The sequence below is a fragment of the Roseateles terrae genome, from assembly GCF_014192155.1.
GTDB classification, from domain to species: Bacteria; Pseudomonadota; Gammaproteobacteria; order Burkholderiales; family Burkholderiaceae_C; genus Roseateles; species Roseateles terrae.
The window spans coordinates 484,885-504,725 of record NZ_JACHXO010000001.1; the positions used below are offsets into that span (position 1 = coordinate 484,885).

The 19,841-nt window shown below is 66.9% G+C and carries 17 protein-coding genes; 9 read left to right on the forward strand and 8 right to left on the reverse strand.

Annotated features, from left to right (window positions below; translation table 11 throughout):
• Positions 1 to 52 precede the first annotated feature (52 nt).
• From FHS28_RS02055 to FHS28_RS02075, 5 genes are all read left to right on the forward strand, one after another.
• On the forward strand, positions 53 to 583 hold the full coding sequence (locus FHS28_RS02055) for a MarR family winged helix-turn-helix transcriptional regulator (protein WP_310736725.1): 531 nt from the start codon (positions 53 to 55) through the stop codon (positions 581 to 583).
• 97 nt (positions 584 to 680) lie between these two features.
• Entirely contained in the window at positions 681 to 2,219 is a 1,539-nt protein-coding gene (locus FHS28_RS02060; protein ID WP_184294009.1) for an efflux transporter outer membrane subunit, read from the forward strand.
• Between the two features lie 77 nt (positions 2,220 to 2,296).
• Positions 2,297 to 3,694 (forward strand): HlyD family secretion protein, encoded by a 1,398-nt coding sequence (locus FHS28_RS02065; RefSeq protein ID WP_088449319.1) that lies wholly within the window; start codon positions 2,297 to 2,299, stop codon positions 3,692 to 3,694.
• 20 nt (positions 3,695 to 3,714) lie between these two features.
• The gene (locus FHS28_RS02070) at positions 3,715 to 5,271 is read left to right on the forward strand and encodes a DHA2 family efflux MFS transporter permease subunit (protein WP_088449318.1); all 1,557 of its coding nucleotides are present in this window, start codon (positions 3,715 to 3,717) and stop codon (positions 5,269 to 5,271) included.
• A 187-nt stretch (positions 5,272 to 5,458) separates the two neighbouring features.
• A complete protein-coding gene (locus tag FHS28_RS02075; RefSeq protein ID WP_088449317.1) occupies positions 5,459 to 7,972 on the forward strand; it encodes a PAS domain-containing protein in 2,514 nt (837 codons plus the stop codon).
• A 37-nt stretch (positions 7,973 to 8,009) separates the two neighbouring features.
• Here FHS28_RS02075 and FHS28_RS02080 read toward each other — a convergent pair whose 3' ends face one another.
• From FHS28_RS02080 to FHS28_RS02100, 5 genes are all read right to left on the reverse strand, one after another.
• Entirely contained in the window at positions 8,010 to 8,420 is a 411-nt protein-coding gene (locus FHS28_RS02080; protein WP_088449316.1) for a response regulator, read from the reverse strand.
• An 11-nt stretch (positions 8,421 to 8,431) separates the two neighbouring features.
• On the reverse strand, positions 8,432 to 10,798 hold the full coding sequence (locus FHS28_RS02085) for an AsmA family protein (RefSeq protein ID WP_088449315.1): 2,367 nt from the start codon (positions 10,796 to 10,798) through the stop codon (positions 8,432 to 8,434).
• Between the two features lie 5 nt (positions 10,799 to 10,803).
• Complete coding sequence (locus FHS28_RS02090) at positions 10,804 to 12,336, reverse strand: phospholipase D-like domain-containing protein (protein WP_246409411.1); 1,533 nt, start codon at positions 12,334 to 12,336, stop codon at positions 10,804 to 10,806.
• A 7-nt stretch (positions 12,337 to 12,343) separates the two neighbouring features.
• A complete protein-coding gene (locus tag FHS28_RS02095; RefSeq protein WP_246409413.1) occupies positions 12,344 to 12,856 on the reverse strand; it encodes a ferritin-like domain-containing protein in 513 nt (170 codons plus the stop codon).
• A gap of 85 nt (positions 12,857 to 12,941) precedes the next feature.
• Positions 12,942 to 13,118, reverse strand: coding sequence for a DUF1328 family protein (locus FHS28_RS02100; protein ID WP_083525569.1), 177 nt, complete (start codon positions 13,116 to 13,118; stop codon positions 12,942 to 12,944).
• A 397-nt stretch (positions 13,119 to 13,515) separates the two neighbouring features.
• On the opposite strand from FHS28_RS02100, the gene FHS28_RS02105 reads away from it, so the two are divergent.
• A complete protein-coding gene (locus FHS28_RS02105; RefSeq protein WP_088449312.1) occupies positions 13,516 to 14,082 on the forward strand; it encodes a hypothetical protein in 567 nt (188 codons plus the stop codon).
• Positions 14,083 to 14,163: 81 nt separating this feature from the next.
• Positions 14,164 to 14,406, forward strand: coding sequence for a hypothetical protein (locus tag FHS28_RS02110; RefSeq protein WP_088449311.1), 243 nt, complete (start codon positions 14,164 to 14,166; stop codon positions 14,404 to 14,406).
• Positions 14,407 to 14,642: 236 nt separating this feature from the next.
• Here FHS28_RS02110 and FHS28_RS02115 read toward each other — a convergent pair whose 3' ends face one another.
• Complete coding sequence (locus tag FHS28_RS02115) at positions 14,643 to 15,320, reverse strand: YiaD family glycine zipper/OmpA-like lipoprotein (RefSeq protein ID WP_088449310.1); 678 nt, start codon at positions 15,318 to 15,320, stop codon at positions 14,643 to 14,645.
• 324 nt (positions 15,321 to 15,644) lie between these two features.
• Between FHS28_RS02115 and FHS28_RS02120 the strand changes: the two genes are divergently transcribed.
• Together FHS28_RS02120 and FHS28_RS02125 are read left to right on the forward strand one after the other, a co-directional pair.
• A complete protein-coding gene (locus FHS28_RS02120; RefSeq protein ID WP_184294011.1) occupies positions 15,645 to 17,156 on the forward strand; it encodes an EAL and HDOD domain-containing protein in 1,512 nt (503 codons plus the stop codon).
• Positions 17,157 to 17,310: 154 nt separating this feature from the next.
• Entirely contained in the window at positions 17,311 to 17,823 is a 513-nt protein-coding gene (locus FHS28_RS02125; RefSeq protein WP_221193668.1) for a GNAT family N-acetyltransferase, read from the forward strand.
• A gap of 70 nt (positions 17,824 to 17,893) precedes the next feature.
• Here FHS28_RS02125 and FHS28_RS02130 read toward each other — a convergent pair whose 3' ends face one another.
• A complete protein-coding gene (locus tag FHS28_RS02130; protein ID WP_088449307.1) occupies positions 17,894 to 18,562 on the reverse strand; it encodes a response regulator in 669 nt (222 codons plus the stop codon).
• A 112-nt stretch (positions 18,563 to 18,674) separates the two neighbouring features.
• On the reverse strand, positions 18,675 to 19,832 hold the full coding sequence (locus FHS28_RS02135) for a beta-barrel domain-containing protein (RefSeq protein ID WP_088449306.1): 1,158 nt from the start codon (positions 19,830 to 19,832) through the stop codon (positions 18,675 to 18,677).
• Positions 19,833 to 19,841 lie beyond the last annotated feature (9 nt).

A 19,841-nucleotide genomic window follows, 5' to 3' on the forward strand; every position in this document is an offset into this window, starting at 1 on the left:
GCAAATACTGCCTAGGCAATAATTGACCACCGCCAGCCACTGAGTGCATGCCGTGACCCCCCGTCCGCCCCCGACCGAGTTCTACACCGCCGACAGCTTCACCCGGGAACCCAGCCTGGGTTGGCTGCTGCGTCAGATCAAGCAGTCGATGATCTGCCAGGCGGACAAGCTGCTGGGCGCCCACGACCTGACCCATGCGCAGTGGGCGCCGATGCTGCGCCTGCGCTTCCATGGACCGATGTCCAGCGCCGCACTGGCCCGGGAACTGGCCATGGACGGCGGCGCCATGACGCGTCTGCTCGATCGCCTGGAAGCCAAGAACCTGATCCAGCGAGAGCGCTCGACCGAAGACCGCCGGGTGGTGATGGTGTCGTTGACCGAGCATGGACTCGCCTCAATGGCGCGTGCCCCGGCGGTGCTGTCCCAGGTTTCCAACGAGCATCTCGCCGGCTTCACCCACGACGAATTCCGGACCCTCATCGGCCTGCTGCAGCGCGTGGTGGCCAATGGTCATGCCATCCGTGATGCCGGCAACGCATCCGAATCCTCCAACCTCAGTTGCAGCACGGAGGACGAGGGCTGAGCCCATGCCCGCCCGTCGTCTGCCGCTGCCCACGCTTTCCGCTTTCTGACCTTTTTCCCCTGAAGAAGAACAACACATGATCTCGAGGAACGCTCTCATGACGCCCCGATCCCTCCATCGCACCACCCTGGCCCTGGCCATGGGCGCGGCCTTGCTGCTGGTGCTGGCCGCCTGCGCCCCCATGCCCAAGCTGGCGGACCCCGGTCAGACGCTGGACGGCGATGTCGCCGCCCGTCAGCTCGGCCTGTCCACGAGCGACGGGCAGTCGCTGGACCAGCAGTGGTGGAAGCGCTTCGGCGACGCCCAGCTGGATGCGCTGGTGGATCAGGCGATGGCCCAATCCCCGTCACTGGCCCTGGCCCGTGCCCGCATCGCCCGCGCGGCAGCGATGACGGAGAACGCCGAAGCGAACGAGCGGCCCAATGCGGCGCTGGACGCCAGCGTCACCCGCCAGCGCATCACCGAACACGGCATCTATCCGGCACCGCTGGCCGGCAGCATCCGCACCTTCGGGAATGTGCAGGCCGGACTGAGCTATGAGTGGGACTTCTTCGGCAAGCATGAAGCCGAATTGAAGGCGGCCCTGGGCCAGCAGCGCGCGGCTGAAGCCGATGCGGCCGCGGCCCGGCTGAGCGTGGCCAACGCCATCACCAAGGCCTATGTGGCCCTGGCCCGCAGCCAGGCGCAGAGCCGCCTGCTGCAGGACCAGCTGACCCTGCGTCAGCAAGGCGCCGATCTGGTCCGCCAACGCTCGGAGGCGGGTCTGGACAACACCCAGGAACTGCGTCAGGCCGAAGCGCCGCTGCCGGATCTGCAGCGCCAGCAGCTGGTGCTGCAGGAACAGCAGACGCTGCTGCGCAACCAGATTGCCGCGCTGACCGGCCAGGGCCCGAGCGGGACTGCCACGCTGCAGGCCAGCTTGCCGCGGACCCTCGACTGGCAACAGGCCCCCAGCCTGGACCTGCTGGGTCGCCGCGCAGACCTCGCCGCCGCCCGTGCCCGGGTGGAAGCGTCCGCCCAGGACGTGCGTGCGGCCCGCACCCGGTTCTATCCGAGCGTGTCGCTCAGCGCCTTTGTCGGTCTGAATGCGATCGGCCTGGATGAGCTGTTCAAGTCCGGCAGCCGTCAGTGGGGTGGGGGCCCGGCCCTGAGCCTGCCGCTGTTCGATGCCGGCCATCTGCGCGCCAACCTGCGCGGCAGTGCCGCCGAGCAGGACGCTGCCATCGCCAGCTACAACGCCGCCGTGCTGGATGCCGTCCGCGACGCCAGCGATCAATATGCGAGCCTGCAGTCCCTGCGTCAGCAGCAGATTCAGCAGGACGCGGCCGTCGCCAATGCGGACAGCCAGTTCAGCCTGGCCCAGCAGCGCTTCCAGGCGGGTCTGGTCAATCGCCTGGCCGTCATCAATGCGCAGCAGTCCCGTGTGACGCAGCAGCGCGGCCAGCTGGACCTCCAGGCACAGACGGTGGATGCGCAGATCAATCTGATCCGGGCCCTGGGCGGCGGCTATGCCGACCCGGCTCGGCAGTCGCCGACGACCGGCGGCGCGAACACTCCGAACGCCCCGTCCACCGCCAACGCGGCGAACGCCACGAACGCCCCAGCGGCTCCCCAGATCCAAGCCTCCCACAGCTGAACGGTGAGCGCGGCGGACCGCCCGTGTGAGCCGGTCGCCGCCACCCACAACAACCAAGAACAGGTCAGAACATCATCATGAGCGCCCAAGACAACAACACGTCCACGACCCCCGCCGCTGGTGCCGCCAGCAACGGTGCCAGCGGCAACGGCCCTGCCAACACCGGCAACACCGGCAACACCGGCAACAATGGCAACAATGGGAATGGCAAGGGCAACGGTCAGCGCAAGAAGGGCCTGGCCCTGATTGCCGCCGCCGTCATCATCGCCGGCATTGGCTATGGGGGCTATCAGTGGCTGGTCAGCAGCCGCTACGAAGAAACCGATAACGCCTATGTGCAGGCCAACGTCGTGCAGATCACCCCCCTGGTGGGCGGCACGGTGCGCGCCGTCTATGCCGACGACACCGACTATGTGAAGGCCGGCCAGAAGCTGGTCAGCCTGGATCCGGCCGATGCCCGTGTGGCGCTGGAACAGGCGCAGGCGCAACTGGCGCAGACGGTGCGTGAAGTGCGCACCCTGTTCGCCAATAACAGCAGCCTCGCCGCGCAGGTGCAGGTGCGTCAGGCGGAGCAGCAGCGCGCCCAGTCCGAGATGGCCCGTCTGCAGGCCGACCTGGCCCGCCGCCAGCCGCTGCTGGCCACCGGCGCGGTCAGCAAGGAAGAGCTGGATCACACCCAGGCCCAGCTGACCGCCGCCCGCGCCGCCTACACCGCCGCGCAATCCGCCATGCTGGCGGCCCAGGAGCAGCTGCAATCCAACCAGGCCCTGACGGACGGCGTGGATGTGGAACAGCATCCCAATGTGCAGCGCGCCGCCGCCCGTTTCCGTGAGTCCTTCCTGGCCTTCCAGCGGGCCGACCTGGTGGCGCCGGTGGACGGCTGGGTGGCCCGTCGCTCGGTGCAGCTCGGCCAGCGCGTGGCCGCCGGCAGCCCGGTGATGGCGGTGGTCGGTCTCCAGCAGGTCTGGGTCGACGCCAACTTCAAGGAAAGCCAGTTGGCGAAGCTGCGCATCGGCCAGTCGGTGACGCTGAAGGCCGATGTCTACGGCAAGAAGACCGAATACCACGGCACCGTGCAGGGCATGGGGGCGGGCACCGGCGCGGCCTTTGCGCTGCTGCCGGCGCAGAACGCCACCGGCAACTGGATCAAGGTGGTGCAACGCGTGCCGGTGCGCATCGCGCTGGACCCGAAGGAAGTGGCGGAGCATCCGCTGCGCGTGGGCCTGTCGATGGACGTGCAGGTGGACATCCGCAATCAGGACGGTGCCACTCTGACCCAGGGTCAGCGTCAGGCGCCGGCGCTGCAGACCACCATCTTCGATGCTCAGGAACGTGCCGCCGATGAGAAGGTGAATCAGATCATCGCCGCCAACCTGGGCAAGAAGGCGGTCAAGTCCGGCAGCACGGCCAACGCGGCCCGTGGCGCCAAGGCGGCTGCCGCGACGTCCGCCAAGAGCAACGGCGCCCACGCCTGAGCACCGAAAAGCGAAACAAGATGAGTAATGCCGCTCCGGCGGGTCCGCAGCCACTGACCGGTTCAGCCCTGGTGCTGGGCACCGTGTCACTGTCGCTGGCGACCTTCATGAATGTGCTGGACTCGTCGATTGCCAACGTGTCCCTGCCGGCGATTGCCGGCGACCTGGGCGTCAGCGCGACGCAGGGCACCTGGGTGATCACGAGCTTCGGCGTGGCCAACGCGATTTCCGTGCCGCTCACCGGCTGGCTGACCCAGCGCTTCGGCGCGGTGCGGCTGTTCACCACCAGCGTGCTGCTGTTTGTGCTGGCCTCCTGGCTGTGCGGCTTTGCCCACTCGCTGGAGATGCTGGTGGCGGCGCGGGTGCTGCAGGGCCTGGTGGCCGGGCCGATGATTCCGCTGTCCCAGACGCTGCTGCTGGCCAGTTATCCCAAGCACAAGGCGGGCACGGCGCTCGCGTTATGGGGCATGACCACCCTGGTCGCGCCGGTGGTCGGGCCGCTTCTGGGCGGCTGGATCACCGACAACATGACCTGGCCGTGGATCTTCTACATCAACGTGCCGGTGGGCCTGTTTGCGGCCGGCCTGACGTGGAGCATCTACCGCACCCGCGAGACGCCGACCAAGAAACTGCCGATCGACAGCGTGGGCCTGGCCCTGCTGGTGCTCTGGGTCGGTGCGCTGCAGGTGATGCTGGACAAGGGCAAGGAGCTGGACTGGTTTGAATCCGGCCAGATCCAGATCCTGGCGGTGCTGGCGGTGGTTGGTTTCGCGGTCTTTGTGGTGTGGGAGCTGACGGCCGAACACCCGGTGGTGGACCTGCGCCTCTTCGGTCGCCGGAACTTCCTGTTCGGAGCCTCGGTGCTGTCGGTGGCCTACGGGCTGTTCTTCGGCAACGTGGTCCTGCTGCCGCTGTGGCTGCAGCAGTGGATGGGCTATACCGCCACTGCGGCCGGCTTTGCGCTGGCGCCTGTGGGGATACTGGCCATCCTGCTGTCGCCGGTGGTGGGGCGCAAGGTCTCGGTCTGGGACCCGCGTCTGATGGCCAGCTTCGCGTTTGTGATGTTCTTCATCGTGCTGCTGATGCGGTCGATGTTCACCACCGACACGAGCCTGGGCATCATCATGGTGCCGACGGTGCTGCAGGGCGCGGCCCTGGCGTTCTTCTTCATTCCGCTGACGACGCTGACGCTGTCCGGCATCACGCCCGACCGGATTGCGGCGGCGGCGGGTCTGTCGAACTTCGTGCGGATCACGGCCGGGGCGATGGGCACGTCCATCTCCACCACGCTGTGGGAAAACCGCGCCACGCTGCACCACACCCATCTGGTGGAGCACATCGGCCTGGGCGATCCGGTGGCGGGGCAGACGCTGAACACGCTGCAAAGCACCGGCATGAGCTACGACCAGGCCCTGGCCTATCTGAACCGTCTGGTGGATCAGCAGGCCTTCACCCGGGCGGCGGACGACATCTTCCTGGCCTCGGCCGTGCTGTTCATCGGCCTGATCGCCTTCGTCTGGCTGACCAAGCGGCCGCCGAAGATGGCGGGTCCGGTGGATGCGGGCGGCGCGCATTAAGCCGGCTCGGGATCCCGGGAGGGGGTCCCGTCCATGGCCCCAGCAACGCTGGCCGTCCCCGAAGGACGGCCAGCGTTTTGCATTGGGAGGTGGCTTCTCCCCGTAAGATGACCGACCACCGACACGCCTCCACCCCGGATCGCGTGCGGCCCGATCACCGCCTGATGGGCATTCTTGAGGGACAGCGATGACCGGGGACCCCAATAGGCCGACCACCGAGGCCGGTAATAGCGATCTGCCGGCCGCCGAGGCCCGCAACAGCGACATGCCGCCCACCGACGCCGGCGACAGCGACATGGGCCTCCTGATGCGCGGCGACCCCATCCAGTTCGAGCGGCTGTTCCAGCAGGCGCCGTCCTTCATGGCGCTGCATAACGGTCCGGACCATGTGTTCATCATGGCCAACCCGGCGTATCTGCAGTTGGTGGGGCAACGCCCGCTGCTGGGCCGGCCGCTGGACCAAGCGCTGCCCGAGGCGCGCGAGCAGGGCTATCTGGACTTGCTGAACCAGGTCTATCGGGAGGGCCGTCCCCACGCCGGTACCGAGGTGAGCTACCGGATTGAGGCCCCGGGCGAGGCACCGCGCTGGGTCACGGTGGACTTCGTCTGCCAGCCGCTGCTGGATGAAAGCGGCCACGTGACAGGCGTGTTCGTGCTGGGTTCGGACGTGACCGCACGGGCCAGCGCCCAGGAGAAGCTGGCAGCCAAGGAAGAGCAGTTGCGTCAGGCCACCGAAGGCGGCGGTGTCGGCGTCTGGGACGTGGACCTGGCCAGCGGCATGATTTACTGGACCACTCGCACGCGGGAGATGTTCGGCATCTACAGCGACCGACCGGTGTCCCTGCGTGACTTCTACGAAGGGCTGCATCCGGCCGACTTCGAGATGGTGTCGCAGGCCTTTGCAGCGGTCACCGTGCCCCATGGCGCCAAGCTCTACAACGTGGAGTACCGCACCGTTGGCAAGGAAGATGGCGAGGTGCGCTGGGTGGCCGCGCGCGGCGTGCCGGTGATGGACGCCCATGGGCGGGTGAAGCGGGTGGTCGGCTCGGTGATCGACATCACGCAGCGCAAGCACGATGAGCAGCGCATCCGGAACTTGAACGACGCGCTGGAGCAAAAGCTGTCGCTCTACCTGTCCGAGCGCAAGCTGTTCGGTGACCTGGTGGAAGGCACCGATGCGATGGTGCAGGTCTCGGACCACCACTTCAACTGGATGGCCATCAATCACGCCGCGGCGGTGGAGTTCGAGCGGATCTTCGGTGTCCATCCCAAGGTGGGCGACAACATGCTGGAGGCGCTGAAGGACTTTCCCGAGCAGCAACGGGGAATGCAAGCCGTGTGGACCCGGGCGCTGACCGGTGAGGAGTTCACCGATATCCGGGAATTTGGCCGGGAAGGGCGCAGCCGCCACTACGAGATGCATTTCCGGTCGCTGCATCGGGACGGACGCCGGATCGGGGCCTACCAGTTCGTGTATGACGTGACTGAGCGCATCGAGAAGGAAGAGCGGCTGGCTCGAACCGAAGCGGCGCTGGCGCAGGCGCAGAAGATGGAGGCCATTGGCCAGCTGGTGGGCGGCATTGCCCACGACTTCAACAATCTGCTGCAGGCCATCCGTGGCAACTTCGACATCATCGCGCGGCGGGTCTCCGATCCCGCGCTGGTGGCGCGCTGCGCTGAGAAGGGCCAGTCGATTTCCGCGCGGGCCACCAAGTTGACGTCTCAGTTGCTGGCCTTCTCCCGAGAGCACAGTTTTGACCTGAAGCCGGTGAGCCTGCAGCGGCTGCTGCAGGACCTGGAGCCCTTGTTCCGCACCACGCTGGGGGCGCGCATGGGCTACCGCCGCGTGGCACCGTTGCTGGCGGCGGGCGACCTGTGCGTGATGGCCGATGCGGTGCAGCTGGAAATGGCGCTGCTGAATCTGGTGATCAACGCGCGGGACGCGATGATGGACGGCGGCCAGCTGGTGCTGACGGTGGAGGAAGATGGCAACACCGTGCTGATCCGCGTCACCGATGACGGCGCCGGCATGACGCCGGAGGTGCTGGCGCGCTGCTTCGATCCGTTTTTCACCACCAAGTCAGTGGGCAAGGGCAGCGGGCTGGGGCTCAGCCAGGTCTATGGCATGTGCAAGCGGGTGGATGGGTCGGTGGACGTGCAGAGCACGCCGGGCGTCGGCACCACCGTCACGCTGCGGCTGCGTCGGGCCCAGCCGGATCTGCAGGCCTGCCATCCGCAGCAGGCCCATCCGCATCAGGATGCACGTCGTCACCATGTGCTGGTGGTGGATGACGATGCCGACGTGCGGGAGTTTCTGATCGACGCCGTCAGTTCGCTGGGCCACGACGTGGTGGCGGCGGCCGACGGGCGGGAGGCGCTGCGGGTGCTCGGGACCGAGCGGGTCGACCTGCTGCTGGCTGACTTCTCGATGCCCCACATGGATGGAGCGGAGCTGGCACGCCATGCGCTGGCCCTTCGGCCCGACCTGAAAGTGGTTTTTGCCAGCGGCCATCCCGATGCCGATGCCTTCCACGCCGCCACAGGGCGGGAAGCGGTGGTGCTGCGCAAACCCTTCGACATCGAAACGCTGCGGCGCACGCTCAACACCCAGCTCGGCATGACGAGCGGGACCGCCACGGACGCCTCAGCGGTCGCGGCCTCCGCATCCACCAGCGCCGTGCCGCCGCCTGTCACGTCCTGAGGCGGCAGGGGGCCGACCCGCGGCTGATGCCGCGGCCTCAGCCCGGCACGTGCAGGTCCAGCAGATAGGTGATCAGGTCGTCCAGCTCGCTGGATTTGTCGAAGGTCCGGTCCGCGCCAAGTTCATGGCAGCGGGTGCGCATGTCCACCGTGGCGTAGTTGCTCAGGATGATGATCTTCGCTTCCGGCTGCAGCTTGCGGGCCTTGGGCAAGAGGGAGAGGCCGGTCCCGCGCTTGAGGAAGATGTCGATGATGATCACATCACAGGGCACCGCCTCATCCAGCAGCCAGCGCAGGGCGCCGGCTTCGTCCTCGGCCTGACCAACCACCTGCAGATCCACCATTTCCTGCAGGGTGGCCACCAGATTTTCACGAATGAGGGGGCTGTCTTCCACCAGGAAGCAGCTGAGGGTGCCAGGCGTTGCGTGGGTCGGAGTCGTCTCGGACATGGGGGCGATTATCACGAACCCGCGCCTTGCTTGGCGCGACGGGCGAATGCCGCGTTGCATTCCGACAGCGCCGCCTTGGTCTGATCGTCCGGTTCTTCCCCCAGGTCCACCAGCGGCAGCAAGGCAGCCAGCGGCGCGACGGCGACACCCAGCACGGCGGCGGGCACCACGCGGCGCAGCAGCGGCGCCTTCTCCAGGCTGATGTCCGGATCGGACAGCGTCCCCTCGAGCTTGAGCGGCGTGCGCAGACTCAGCGGGCTGACGTCCTTCGGCTCCACCTTCGCCTGCAGCTTCATCCGCTCAGTCGCCAGTGAGACATCACCTTCCACCCGCACCAGGGAATCGCGGGTGTCCACGATCATCGGCGAAGGCGTCACGCGACCATCCTTGACCCGCAGGTCGGCGATGCCGCACTGCACCGGCAGGTCCTTGTCGCCCCGGATCAGCACGCCCACGGCCTGCGCCAGGTCGATGCCGGCCGCCTCCACGATCAGATGGGACACGCTGCCCTGGGTCCAGTACAGCACCATGCGTCCGTCCGCCGTGGCCAGCAGGTCCGCGGTGGAGCGGCCTTCACCGTCCAGCGAGATCCGACCGCCCATCAGGCCGGTGACGTAGGGCGGCTTGTTGTCCTTGCGTTCCACCTGCAGCCATTGCTCCAGATGCACGCCGGCCACCCGCAGTCGCACCTGCCAACGGGCCGTCGGCTGCCGGCCGTCGAGGGTGATGCTGCCGGCAAACTGGCCCTTGGCCACGCGGGCATCGATGTCGCGGATCTGCAGCACGCCATCGGCCAGCATGATGTGGCCCTTGAGCGGGCGAGCCGCCTGCAGCACGGCGGTGCCGGATTCGAAGCGGTCCAGGTTGACGGTCACGTCCGCATCCATCACCCGCAGGGAGGGCAGGTCGAACTGGCGGTCCGGCAGCACGCGGTTCGGCTTGGTGGAGGGCCGCGCCTTGGGCTCCGTCGGCAGACCGATGGAGGGACCCAGGTCGGCCATCCACAGCTCACTGCCACGCAACTCCCCGGTCAGCTTGGACTTTTGGTTGCGCGGCGTGTTGAATTCGAAGTGGCCATTCAGCTTGCTCTTGCCGATGGTCGCTGTCTGCACCACGGTGGACCAGAGGGTGCCTTCGCGGCGCAGGCTGCCCTTCATGGCAAAGGGGGGCGTGGTGGGCAGGGTGACACCCAGGGGCTCACCCACGGCGGCCAGCGACGGACCGGCGATGGTGTAACGGCCGGCCAGACCCTGACTGCCGAGCAGGTCACGCACCTCGCCATCGAAGGACAGCTTGGCCCGTCCGATATCCCCTTGCAGCTTGACGCCCACCGGTGGTGCCTGGGGATCGGAAGACAGCCAGGGCAGGGCGGAGGTCGTCCGCAGCGCGGCCTTGATTGGCATGTCATGGAAATGGCCTTCGGCGGTGGCGATCACGCCGAGGCGGCGCTCAGCGCCTTCGCTGCCCGGGGCGCGGTCGCCGCGACCGGAGGCTGTGGCGATGGCCGGACCGCTGGCTGAGGCGGTGTTTGGCTGGGTGTCAGCGGAGGCACCCGAGGCCGCTGGGGCCTTGGCATCGGACTTGGAGCGCTGCGCCGAGGCCAAATCCGGACCGGATGCGGACGGCGATGTCGCCGTCACCTGCGCGGTGCCGCTGGATCTGGAGGCGGAAGACGGATCCGCATCCTTGCCGAACTGGATCTGCGCGCGGTCCAGCAGATGCTCGTCCGCCGGCGGCAGGGTCCACGCTTCGCGCAGCGCAAACTTCGCCAGCAGGGAGAGCTGCTGGATCTTGTCGTCCACCACGGCGGAGCCCTGGCGGACCTCGAGCAGATCGAACTCGATGCCGTCCATCTTCGGACGCTCGCGGACCTGGGTGCTGCTGTCCGGCTGCGGGCCGAACTGCCAGCTGGCGCGGCCTTCCACATCCCGCTGCAGGCGCAGTGCCAGATCTCCGGCCTGCAGGCTCTTCACACGCAAAGGGTCGCCCTGACGCATGTGCAGCAGGTCGCTGTATCGCAGGGCCAGGCTGGCATCACGAGCCACCACCATCGGGCCCATCGTGCTCCAGCTGGGATTACTGATGGTCAGCGTGTCCGTCGTCAGGCGCAGGCCGCCAATGAAGCGCAGCTTCCACCGGGTCTGGCCGGAGCCGTCAAAGCTGACCATGCGGTCGGTTTTCTGGCTCAGCCAGTTCTCCAGCGGGCGGCGCAGGAAGGGCCAGCCCATCCATTCGCAGATCGCGATGCCGCCGACGAGCAGCGCCATCACCACGGCCACCCCGGTCAACCAGTGGTGGCGGCGGGGACGGGGGGAAGGCGTCGGGGTCGAAGAAGGAGCGTGCGCGTCGGCCGCAGGCGTTGGCGGAATTGGCGTCATTGTTGTCACCACCAATGTTCAAGAAGACTGTAGAAATATTCCTTGCTGCGCTGGAGCAGGGGCCGATGCTCCCAGGCGGCGAGGTCGATGTTGCGCGAGGCCTCGCGGTCCTTTTCAAACATGCGTGTCATGGCGGTGCCGAAGTCTTCGCCCAGCACCACGGCGTTGACCTCGTTGTTGTGCACGAAGCTGCGCCAGTCCATGTTGCTGGAGCCGACGGTGGAGACCACGCCGTCCACCACCGCTGTCTTGGCGTGCAGGACCGCATCTTTGAGCTCGTGGATCTTCACGCCGGCCTTGAGCAGGCGTTCGTAGTGGCTGCGGCCGGCATGCATGACCGGCGAAAAATCGCTCTGCGAGGGCAGGATGAGCTGAACGTCCACGCCGCGCCGGGCGGCACCGCTCAGGGCCTCCACCATGTCCTCGCCGGGGGCGAAGTAGGCCATCGTCAGATAGACGCTTTTCTGCGCAGCGCGAATGCTGCCCAGCAGCAGCGTATAGATGCGGTTTTCCTTGTCCTGCGGCGTGCTGGGCACGATGCGCATCAGCTGCTGGCCGGGCGCAGCGGTCGGCGCCGGGACGGCCTGCAGGGCGCCGTTGCACGCCTGATGCTGCCAGGTTTGCAGGATCATGCCGTGCAGCGCCTGCACGGCCGGACCTCTCACCTGGATCATCGTGTCGCGCCAGCCGCGCTCCTTGGCGGCCTTGTCGTCGTCCGCGGACCTGCCGCGGCTCTTGCCGCCGCCAAATGAGCCGGAGCCGGAGGAATACACCGCGCTGATGTTGATGCCGCCGGTGAATCCCACGGCGTTGTCCACTACCAGGATCTTGCGGTGATCCCGCTCGGTGATGTCGTTGTAGCGCCGGGTCTTGAGTGGATTGACCGGATTGAAGGCGCAGACGGCGATGCCTGCCTTGCGCATGCCATCGAAATACGCTTCCTGGGTTGAGAGGGAGCCGATGGCGTCGTAGATGACGGCCACCTGCACCCCTTCCTGCTTCCGCTTGACCAGCAGGTCGGCGAGTTTGCGGGAGACTTCCGCATCCTCAATGATGTAGCTCTCCAGCAAGATCTGGGTTTTGGCCTGCTGAATCGCGGCGAACATGGCCTCGAAGGTGGCCGGGCCGTCGATCAACAGTTTGGCGTCGTTGTTGGCAAACAGGTCCACGTCGCCAAAGGCGGACATGGCGGCCAGATGACGCTTCAGGAGGTCCGGACTGCCCTGTGCCGCGGCGTTGCGGATGGCCTGTTCGCGCCGCTGGGGCCCCATCGTGCCCTTGGCGCCCACCACTTCCACCTCGCTGGCGACCTTGGCCATGGCGGGCGTGGAAGCGGGCGGCGCAGGCAGCGGACCCTGGATCGGCGGGGCGGGTGTGGCACATGCCGACATCGCCACGGCCGTGAGCAAGCTCACCAGCACCGTCATCGGACGCGGAAGGCACACGCCACGCACGCCCCAGCCGCGGGAACGCTGAGGAGGACCACTGGCAGGCAGGGTCGGGTCAGCGCAGAGGGTGGGGGCGTGCGGTGCGGACATGGAAGGCTCAGTCCTTCAGCATGTCGAGCAGCTCGTCGGCGTGCTCTTCCTCGTCGGCCAGCACTTCTTCCAGAATGCGGCGAGTCGTCGGGTCCTTGTCGCCGATCAGATGGATCATCTGGCGATAGCTCTCCACGGCCACGCGCTCAGCCACCAAATTGGCGCGAACCATCGCCTTCAGGTCGTCCGAGGCGTCGTACTCGGCATGGCTGCGTTGCGTCAGTGAGTCCGGGTTGAAGTCCGGATCACCGCCCAGCTGGACGATGCGCTCAGCCAGCTTGTCGGCATGGGCGCTTTCCTCGTTCGCATGTTCCAGGAATTCGGCCGCAATGCCGGGGGAGGACAGGCCGTGCGCGGTGAAGTAGTGGCGCTTGTAACGCAGCACACACACCAGCTCGGTGGCGAGTGCGTCATTGAGCAGTTTGACGATCTGGTCCCGATACGGGCCGTAGCTCGGCGTCACCGCGCCATCGTCCAGGTGCTTGCGAGCGCGGTCCAGCGCTGCTTCGTCGAGTTGCATGGGTTGGTTGTTCTGACTTTGTTCCATTGGCTGGCTCCAGTGGGGGAGTGGCTGGGGAGGGCAGGGACGCTGGGGTCCCGCCCCGTTATTTCCGGATGGCGTTGACGCCGGTGATGCCCAGCACCAGGAGCACCAGGAAGATGACCAGGAAGATGCCGAACAGAATCTTGGCGATGCCGGCTGCGCCTGCAGCAATGCCGGTAAAGCCGAGCACGCCAGCCACCAGGGAGATGACGGCAAAGATCAGGGCCCACTTCAACATGATGATGTCCTTTCACTTCGGAAAACCGCGTCGCGGCACTTGAACTGACTGTAGGGACGCCCCCTCGCCGAAGGCATCAGCGAGCCCCACGTCCGTCTGTAGGACAGCACGCCGCCATTGGACGTGGCGCGAACGACGCGAGTGGCGGCTGAAGGCAGAGCGGCCCATTTGTCCCCCGTTTGCCCACTGCCGCACAGAGCGGTTCCCATCTATGTCGCTGGTGTGGCTCTACCTCTTATCGGATAGGTCCTACAAGCGCGGACGGCGCGGTACGACAGACGCCGGTGGGACCCGTCGATACGCTTCAGTCATCCAAGGTCCTCCGGGGCCGCCCAAGACCCGCCTTCCCTGATGTGAAGGCATCCGACCGGCCACTGGCCTGGCGCAAGGAGAAGACATGAAACTGCTGACAAATACGTCCACGGCTGCGCTGGTGACGGCGGGCGCGGTGCTTTCCGCGGTGATGATGGTGGCGGCCCCCGCCTTTGCGGCGACCGGTTCGGCCAAAGCGTCTGGCGGCAGCACCGCCGAGGCCACCTACAACAAGGAACGGGCGGCCTGCCTGGCCGGCCGCAGCGGACAGGATCAACAGACCTGCCTGAAGGAAGCTGCCGCCGCTCGCGAAGAGGCTCGCCGCGGTACCTTGAAGGTGGCCAGCAAGGAAGAACTGGCCAATAACGCCCTGCTGCGCTGCCAGCGTGTGGCGGAAGAGGACCGCCAGGATTGCCGGGACATGGTGATGGGTCAGGGGACGCAGGATGGCAGCGTCAAGACGGGCGGCATCCTGAAGCGGATCGACCGGATGGTGGAAGAGAACCCCACCGGTGCCGGCGCCGCGCCGAATCCGTCCACCATGAACACGCCGCCGACTCCGCCGGTGCCCCCGGCACCCCCGTCACAGACCCCGGAGCGCCCCAAGGCGCCGCCGCATCCGCTGCCCCCGGCCAGCGCCGCCCAGCGGTAATGGCCCACGGCAGGCTGCAGAACGCAGACTGCCCAGGACCACGAATCGATTGATCCCTCATCCAATCCCGAGGAGTTTCAGATGTTCAAACGTATCCTCCCGCTGGCCCTGGCCGGTTATGCCTTGTGGCAATGGCAGCAGTCGCGCAACCGCCGGCTGCATGGCCGCGTCGGCAAGAAGCCTGAGGAAGTCACCACCTGGGAAGGTGAGGGCGGCGCCTTGCACCAGACCGGCGCGCAGCTGGGCCCGGAACCCACCCATAGCAAGCCGATTGCGGAAGATCCGCGAGGCGGACCCGCAGCGGCCGCGGCAGGGTTGCACTGAGCTTCCAACGCTGCAGTGCACCTGGAGTGCCTGCAGCGCCTCCTGTGGGAGCCTCGAGACGAAGAAAAGGCCTGGTGGAGACACCAGGCCTTTTTGTCGTGTGGATGCGCTGAACGCCTTCAGCGCTTTGAACCCTTCGTCCCCTTGAGCCCCGGAGCGCCTAAGCGCTCATGGCCCCTCAGTGCCAGATGCGCCCGGGTTCTTCAAAGTCCGACGACCCGGGCGCGGCTCGATCATCAGCCGCCGGTGCCCTGCTGCGGCTCGCGCAGGAAGATTTCGACGCGGCGATTGCGGGCGCGGTTCTCGGCGGTGTCGTTGGACACCAGCGGTTCACGGGAGCCGCGGCCAGCCACTTCCACGCGGTTGCCCGGCACGCCGCGGTCGATCAGGTAGTTGCGCACGCTCTCCGCGCGGCGCAGCGACAGCGGATCGTTGATCGCATCGCTGCCGGTGTTGTCGGTGTGGCCGATGATGCGCACCACCGTCGCCGGGCCGCTGCCCAGCCCATTGGCGAAGCCGTCCAGCACCGGACGCAGACGTGGCTCGACCGCCGCGCTGTTGGTGGCGAAGGAAATGTCGCTGGGTACGTCCAGCTTCAGCTGGTTGTCGGCGGTGCGGGTCACTTCCACGCCGGTGCCCTGGGTGGCCTGTTCCATGGCCTGGCGCTTTTCTTCCATCCGGCGCGACCAGATGTTGCCGGCGACGGCACCCAGCGCGCCACCCACCAGAGCACCCGTGCCGGCCTTCCCGCCGGTGGCGGAGCTGAGCACGGCGCCCGCCGCCGCGCCGATGGCGGCGCCACCAGCCGTGCCGCGCTGGCGTTCATCCATATTGGCGCAGCCGGCCAGCAGCGCCAGCATTACGGCGGCGCATGCGGCACCCTGGGTTCGCCGGGAGGTGTGTGTGAATCGCATGTTGGTATCTCCTTGTCTGATCGATGAGGCTCGCCTCGCAAGGCGGAGTCTCGAGGCCGAGTATCTCCGCTCGGGTCCGCTCAGTGGCAAAAGACAGGCCCGAGGGCGCACCAGCCGGTGCGAAGGGCGGCCAGGTGCGGTGACAGAGTGTGTGGGACGCCGACGGGCTGCTTCGCAGCGGCGCCTGCCCTTGTAGGTGAGTGCTGAGGCCAGGACCTGCAAATGTTTGCTAGTTAAATGGCGCTGCCGACCTTGATCGGCTATTCGAGCGGGCGAGGGGCCTCCCTAGCATGGAGGTCAGTACTCAACAGGAAGGCCAGCATCATGTGGAAGGAAGAATTCTCCCGGTCAGCACGACAACTGCCGTCGTCCCTCGCCAGCGCGGCCGCCAACACCCACAACGACACAAACACCAACGCAAGCACCGACATCGTGACGGACATCGACTGCACCCCGGTGATGCCGCTGCTGCAGCCCCACGCTGCGTCGATCTCGCTCGCAGTGTCCGTCTCGGTGAATCCGTCCATCTGCGTGTCGGCGACACATGCACCCTTGCACGCCAACACGGTGGACCGGGCGGTGTCGACCTCGCCCCTGGGACTGCCCCCGTCGTGCCGTTCGCAAGTGTCGACCTCGCCGCCGAGTGAGCGCCGCGGCCGGGCCGCACTGCTGGCCTATGGCGCAGTAGCCCATCCTCGATCGGTCGCGCGCCCCGTGCCTTCCGCCGCTGCGGACCTGCGGCGCGCCCCCGTCGCCAACGCGGCCGATACCGGGGCTGCCGCTGGCGTCTGCAGCCGTTCGGCGCCCGCGATTCCTGCCGCCGACCGCGAACACGCCACCGCCCACCTGCGCTTCGCCCTTCAGCCCATTGTGGATGTGAGTGGCCGGCGCGTCGGCCATGAACTGCTCTTCCGCTGGAACAGCTCCGACCAGCCAGTGATGCCCACCCTGGGCGCCTACGCGACCGCATCGGCCCTGTGCCATGCGCTGATAGACGGGCAACTGCTCACCGGCGGCTCGGAGGAGCCGGTCGGTACGCTCTATGTCAACATGGACGAGCGCTTCCTCCTCAGTCCCATGGCCGAAGTGATGACGCCGGACCTGGGCGTGATCGAAATCCTGGAGACCATCGTGCCGACCGCTGAGGTGCAGCGTCGGGTCCAGGACCTCCATCGGCGCGGCTACCGCTTTTCGCTGGACGACGTGGAAACGACGGAGGACCCGCGTTGGGTGCTGGCCGAATACGTCGAAAGCGTCAAGATTGACGTCCAGGCAGTGCGGCCGGGCGCCTTGGTGCCGCTGATCAGCATGGCCCGCGCCGCCGGGTTGACGGTGGTGGCGGAGAAGGTGGAGACGCCGGAAGTCATCGCCGAACTGTCCGCCCTGGGCGTCCGCCTGTTTCAAGGCTACGCCGTGCAGCGGCCGATGGTCCGCTCGGTGCCGGCCTTGCCCGGCTGCCACTCCCGCACGCTGGGCCTGATGCAGCAGCTGGCGGCCCAGGGGATGGCGGCGGAGGCCCTCTCCGTGATTGCAGAATCAGACCCCGCCCTGGTCGCCCGGCTGCTGCGCCTGCAGGCGCTGCATGCGCCCCATCAAGCGCTGCTGTCTCGGGACCTGGCCCAGGTCATCGACAGCCTGCCTCGGCCGGTGCTGACCGGCTGGCTCACCCAGTGGCTGATCGCGGCCCAGCATGTGCGTGGGCAGGAGGCGGTGGCGCGCCTGTCCCGCGAGCTGGCGGCTGACCGGGCCCAACTGCTGGCAGCCGGACCGACCGAAGCCGCGGAACGCCGTGAGCAGCTGTTCAGCCGTTACCGGTATCGGGTCCAGACCTTCTGAGCCGCGCAGATCCACCAGCCGCTGACGCCAGGTGGCCCGACAGGGCCCCTGGCGTCTTTTTATGGCGGCTAACATCACCTGCTCAAGCAGGGGGAGGGGCGTGACTGTGGGGAGTCCTCGAGCGATCGATTCAGAACTGCGGACGGACCGACTGGTGCTCCGTCCGCCCCGTGCCGGCGACGGGCCGGCCGTGCATGCGGCGGTGGTGGAGTCCCTGGAGGCTCTGCGTGCCTGGCCTGCGTCGCTGCCCTGGGCCCTGCAGGCTCCGTCGGTGGACGCCTCCGAAGCGTTCTGCCGGCAAAGCGACGCCGCCTGGACGCTGCGTACCGCCTTGACCTACCTGGCCTTTGACGCGCAAGGGCAATTGGTCGTCAATTGCAGCCTGCACACCATCCAGTGGGAACTCCCGAAGTTTGAGCTGGGGTTCTGGTGTCGCTCCAGCCGCACCCGGCAAGGGTACGCGGCGGAAGCCTGCGAAGCGCTGGTGCAGTATGCGCTGGAAGCGCTGGGTGCCCGCCGCATCGAAGCGCTGCCGGACGAGGCCAATACCCCCAGCCGTGCTGTGTGTGAGCGGGTCGGACTGCAGCTGGAAGGAATCCTGCGCCATGAACGGGTCACGCCGGAGGGCCAGCTGCGCAACACATGCGTGTACGCGCGAATCCGCTAGCCATACCGTGCCATGAAAAAACCCCCGACCTTTGCAGGTGGGGGGGTCGCTGCTCCCGGAGCTGCGTTATTCAGTCATCCACCAACCCATGCATCCGGGCCACGCTGGTGGCCATCGCGCGGGAGTTCACATTCAGCTTGCGATAGATGGAGCGCAGATGCTGGTTGACGGTGAACCGCGAAATCGACAGGCGGTTGCCGATGTCCACGATGGGCAACCCTTCGATCAGCAGGTTCAGTACGCTCCACTCCCGCTGGCCCAGGCCCAGCTCCTTGAGCTTCTGGGTGCGGTCCACCTTCGGCTTGACGCCGGTTTCCAGGCTTTCCAGCTTCTCCAGCACCAGCCGCGACACGGCAGGGCTCAGCGGCGCATGGCCGTTGTGGGTGGCGATGATCTTCTCGATCAGCGACGGCTGGATCTCTTCCTTCAGCAGATAGCCGCTGGCACCCGCCCGCAGGCTGCGCATGACGTGCTTCGAGTCCCCGAAGGTGCTCACCACAATGCTGTGCGCATCCGGACACTTCTCCTTGATCAGCTTGATCAGGTCAATGCCATCGACATCGGGCAGCCCCAGATCGACCAGGTAGATGTCGGCGCGGTTGGCCAGGATGGCGGACACCGCTTCGCCGCGGTTGCGTCCGATACCGACGATCTGACAGGCGCTGCTGGCCGACACAACGTCGATCAGGCGCTGAAGCACATTGGCGTCGTCTTCAATGATGGTGACGGAAATGGTCATGAGAGTCCCTCTTGTAGGGTCGGGGTTGTGGCAGACAGGGAGGCGGGGTCCACCCGCCCTGCACGGATCAAGTGCCTGTCAGTGGGGGGAACCACCTTCATGTGCATGACTGTCAGCGTTCCCCCAGCGACTCAGACAGCGTTTTCTTGACCGGTTTGAGCAAGTAGTCCAGAACCGTGTGCTTTCCGGTGATGATTTCCGCGTTGGCAGTCATGCCGGGCTGCACCTTGATGGTGTCGGCCAGCGCGCCCTTGAAGCGATGGCCGCTGATGCGGATGTGAGTGCGGTAGTACGGCACTTCCACCCCTTGCGGCGTGCGCTCGGTCAGCGCGTCCGGGCTGATGTAAGTGACTTCCCCTTGCAGACTTCCATAGATGCTGTAGTCAAAAGCATCGAGCTTGATCGTCGCTTGCATGCCAGGCCGCACAAAACCGATGTCCGACGCCTTCAGTCGGCATTCGATGATCAGGTCGTCCCCGGTGGGGAGCAGCTGCATGATTTCGTCACCCGGCCGCAGCACCGCGCCGACGGTGGTCTGGGTGATCAGGTTCACGATGCCGTCCTGCGGTGCACGCAGCTGGGTGTGTTCCACCATGCCCCGACGGTCCTGCAATTGCTGATGAACCGACGACAGGTCTTCTTCTGCCTTGGCGAGTTCCGCCTGCGCGTCCTGCAGGAACTTGTTGCGGCGGGTGGTGACCTGGCCGGCGGCTTCGTTCGCGGTGCGCTGCAGGCGCAGGAATTCGGCGGCGCTGATGTCCCCGGCCCTGTACAGCGGTTCATTCAGCCGCACTTCCTCGGCCGCCAGCCGGGCCGACTGTTCCAGCACGGCCAGATCTTCCCTCAGGGCGGTGGTCCGGCGCTCATACAGGCGGCCCTGGAGGGTGTCGAAGCTGGTCTGGGCGCGCGGCCGGTAGGGGGTACCCAGGGTCTCTGCGCGCAGTCGGGAGAGAGACGCCTGCAGGGCCGCCGACTTCTGGCTGGCTTCCGCCAGCGCAGCGCGGGACTTGGTGTCATCCAGTTGCACCAGCAGGTCCCCCTGTTTCACCGTCTCCCCCTCCCGGACGAAGATCTTTTCCACGATGCCTCCATCGGCCGCCTGGATGACTTGTGTTCGGGAGGATGCCATGACCTTGCCCGTTGTGCGAGTCACCTCATCAATGCTCGCGCGGGAGGCCCAGTAGACGCCGGCGCCAAGGAGGGCCACCACGCCGAACACGGTCAGACGGATGCGACGCAGGTTGTGATGGGTGAAGGAAGAGTCTTTCATGAGGATCTC

What these genes read in the sequence shown, in the direction of transcription:
- FHS28_RS02075 (WP_088449317.1), top strand. Translation starts at nt 5,459, where the DNA reads ATGACCGGGGACCCCAATAGGCCGACCACCGAGGCCGGTAATAGCGAT.
- FHS28_RS02060 (WP_184294009.1), top strand. Translation starts at nt 681, where the DNA reads ATGACGCCCCGATCCCTCCATCGCACCACCCTGGCCCTGGCCATGGGC.
- FHS28_RS02110 (WP_088449311.1), top strand. Translation starts at nt 14,164, where the DNA reads ATGTTCAAACGTATCCTCCCGCTGGCCCTGGCCGGTTATGCCTTGTGG.
- FHS28_RS02065 (WP_088449319.1), top strand. Translation starts at nt 2,297, where the DNA reads ATGAGCGCCCAAGACAACAACACGTCCACGACCCCCGCCGCTGGTGCC.
- FHS28_RS02095 (WP_246409413.1), bottom strand. Translation starts at nt 12,856, where the DNA reads ATGCAACTCGACGAAGCAGCGCTGGACCGCGCTCGCAAGCACCTGGAC.
- FHS28_RS02090 (WP_246409411.1), bottom strand. Translation starts at nt 12,336, where the DNA reads ATGTCCGCACCGCACGCCCCCACCCTCTGCGCTGACCCGACCCTGCCT.
- FHS28_RS02135 (WP_088449306.1), bottom strand. Translation starts at nt 19,832, where the DNA reads ATGAAAGACTCTTCCTTCACCCATCACAACCTGCGTCGCATCCGTCTG.
- FHS28_RS02080 (WP_088449316.1), bottom strand. Translation starts at nt 8,420, where the DNA reads ATGTCCGAGACGACTCCGACCCACGCAACGCCTGGCACCCTCAGCTGC.
- FHS28_RS02100 (WP_083525569.1), bottom strand. Translation starts at nt 13,118, where the DNA reads ATGTTGAAGTGGGCCCTGATCTTTGCCGTCATCTCCCTGGTGGCTGGC.
- FHS28_RS02115 (WP_088449310.1), bottom strand. Translation starts at nt 15,320, where the DNA reads ATGCGATTCACACACACCTCCCGGCGAACCCAGGGTGCCGCATGCGCC.
- FHS28_RS02120 (WP_184294011.1), top strand. Translation starts at nt 15,645, where the DNA reads ATGTGGAAGGAAGAATTCTCCCGGTCAGCACGACAACTGCCGTCGTCC.
- FHS28_RS02085 (WP_088449315.1), bottom strand. Translation starts at nt 10,798, where the DNA reads ATGACGCCAATTCCGCCAACGCCTGCGGCCGACGCGCACGCTCCTTCT.
- FHS28_RS02130 (WP_088449307.1), bottom strand. Translation starts at nt 18,562, where the DNA reads ATGACCATTTCCGTCACCATCATTGAAGACGACGCCAATGTGCTTCAG.
- FHS28_RS02105 (WP_088449312.1), top strand. Translation starts at nt 13,516, where the DNA reads ATGAAACTGCTGACAAATACGTCCACGGCTGCGCTGGTGACGGCGGGC.
- FHS28_RS02070 (WP_088449318.1), top strand. Translation starts at nt 3,715, where the DNA reads ATGAGTAATGCCGCTCCGGCGGGTCCGCAGCCACTGACCGGTTCAGCC.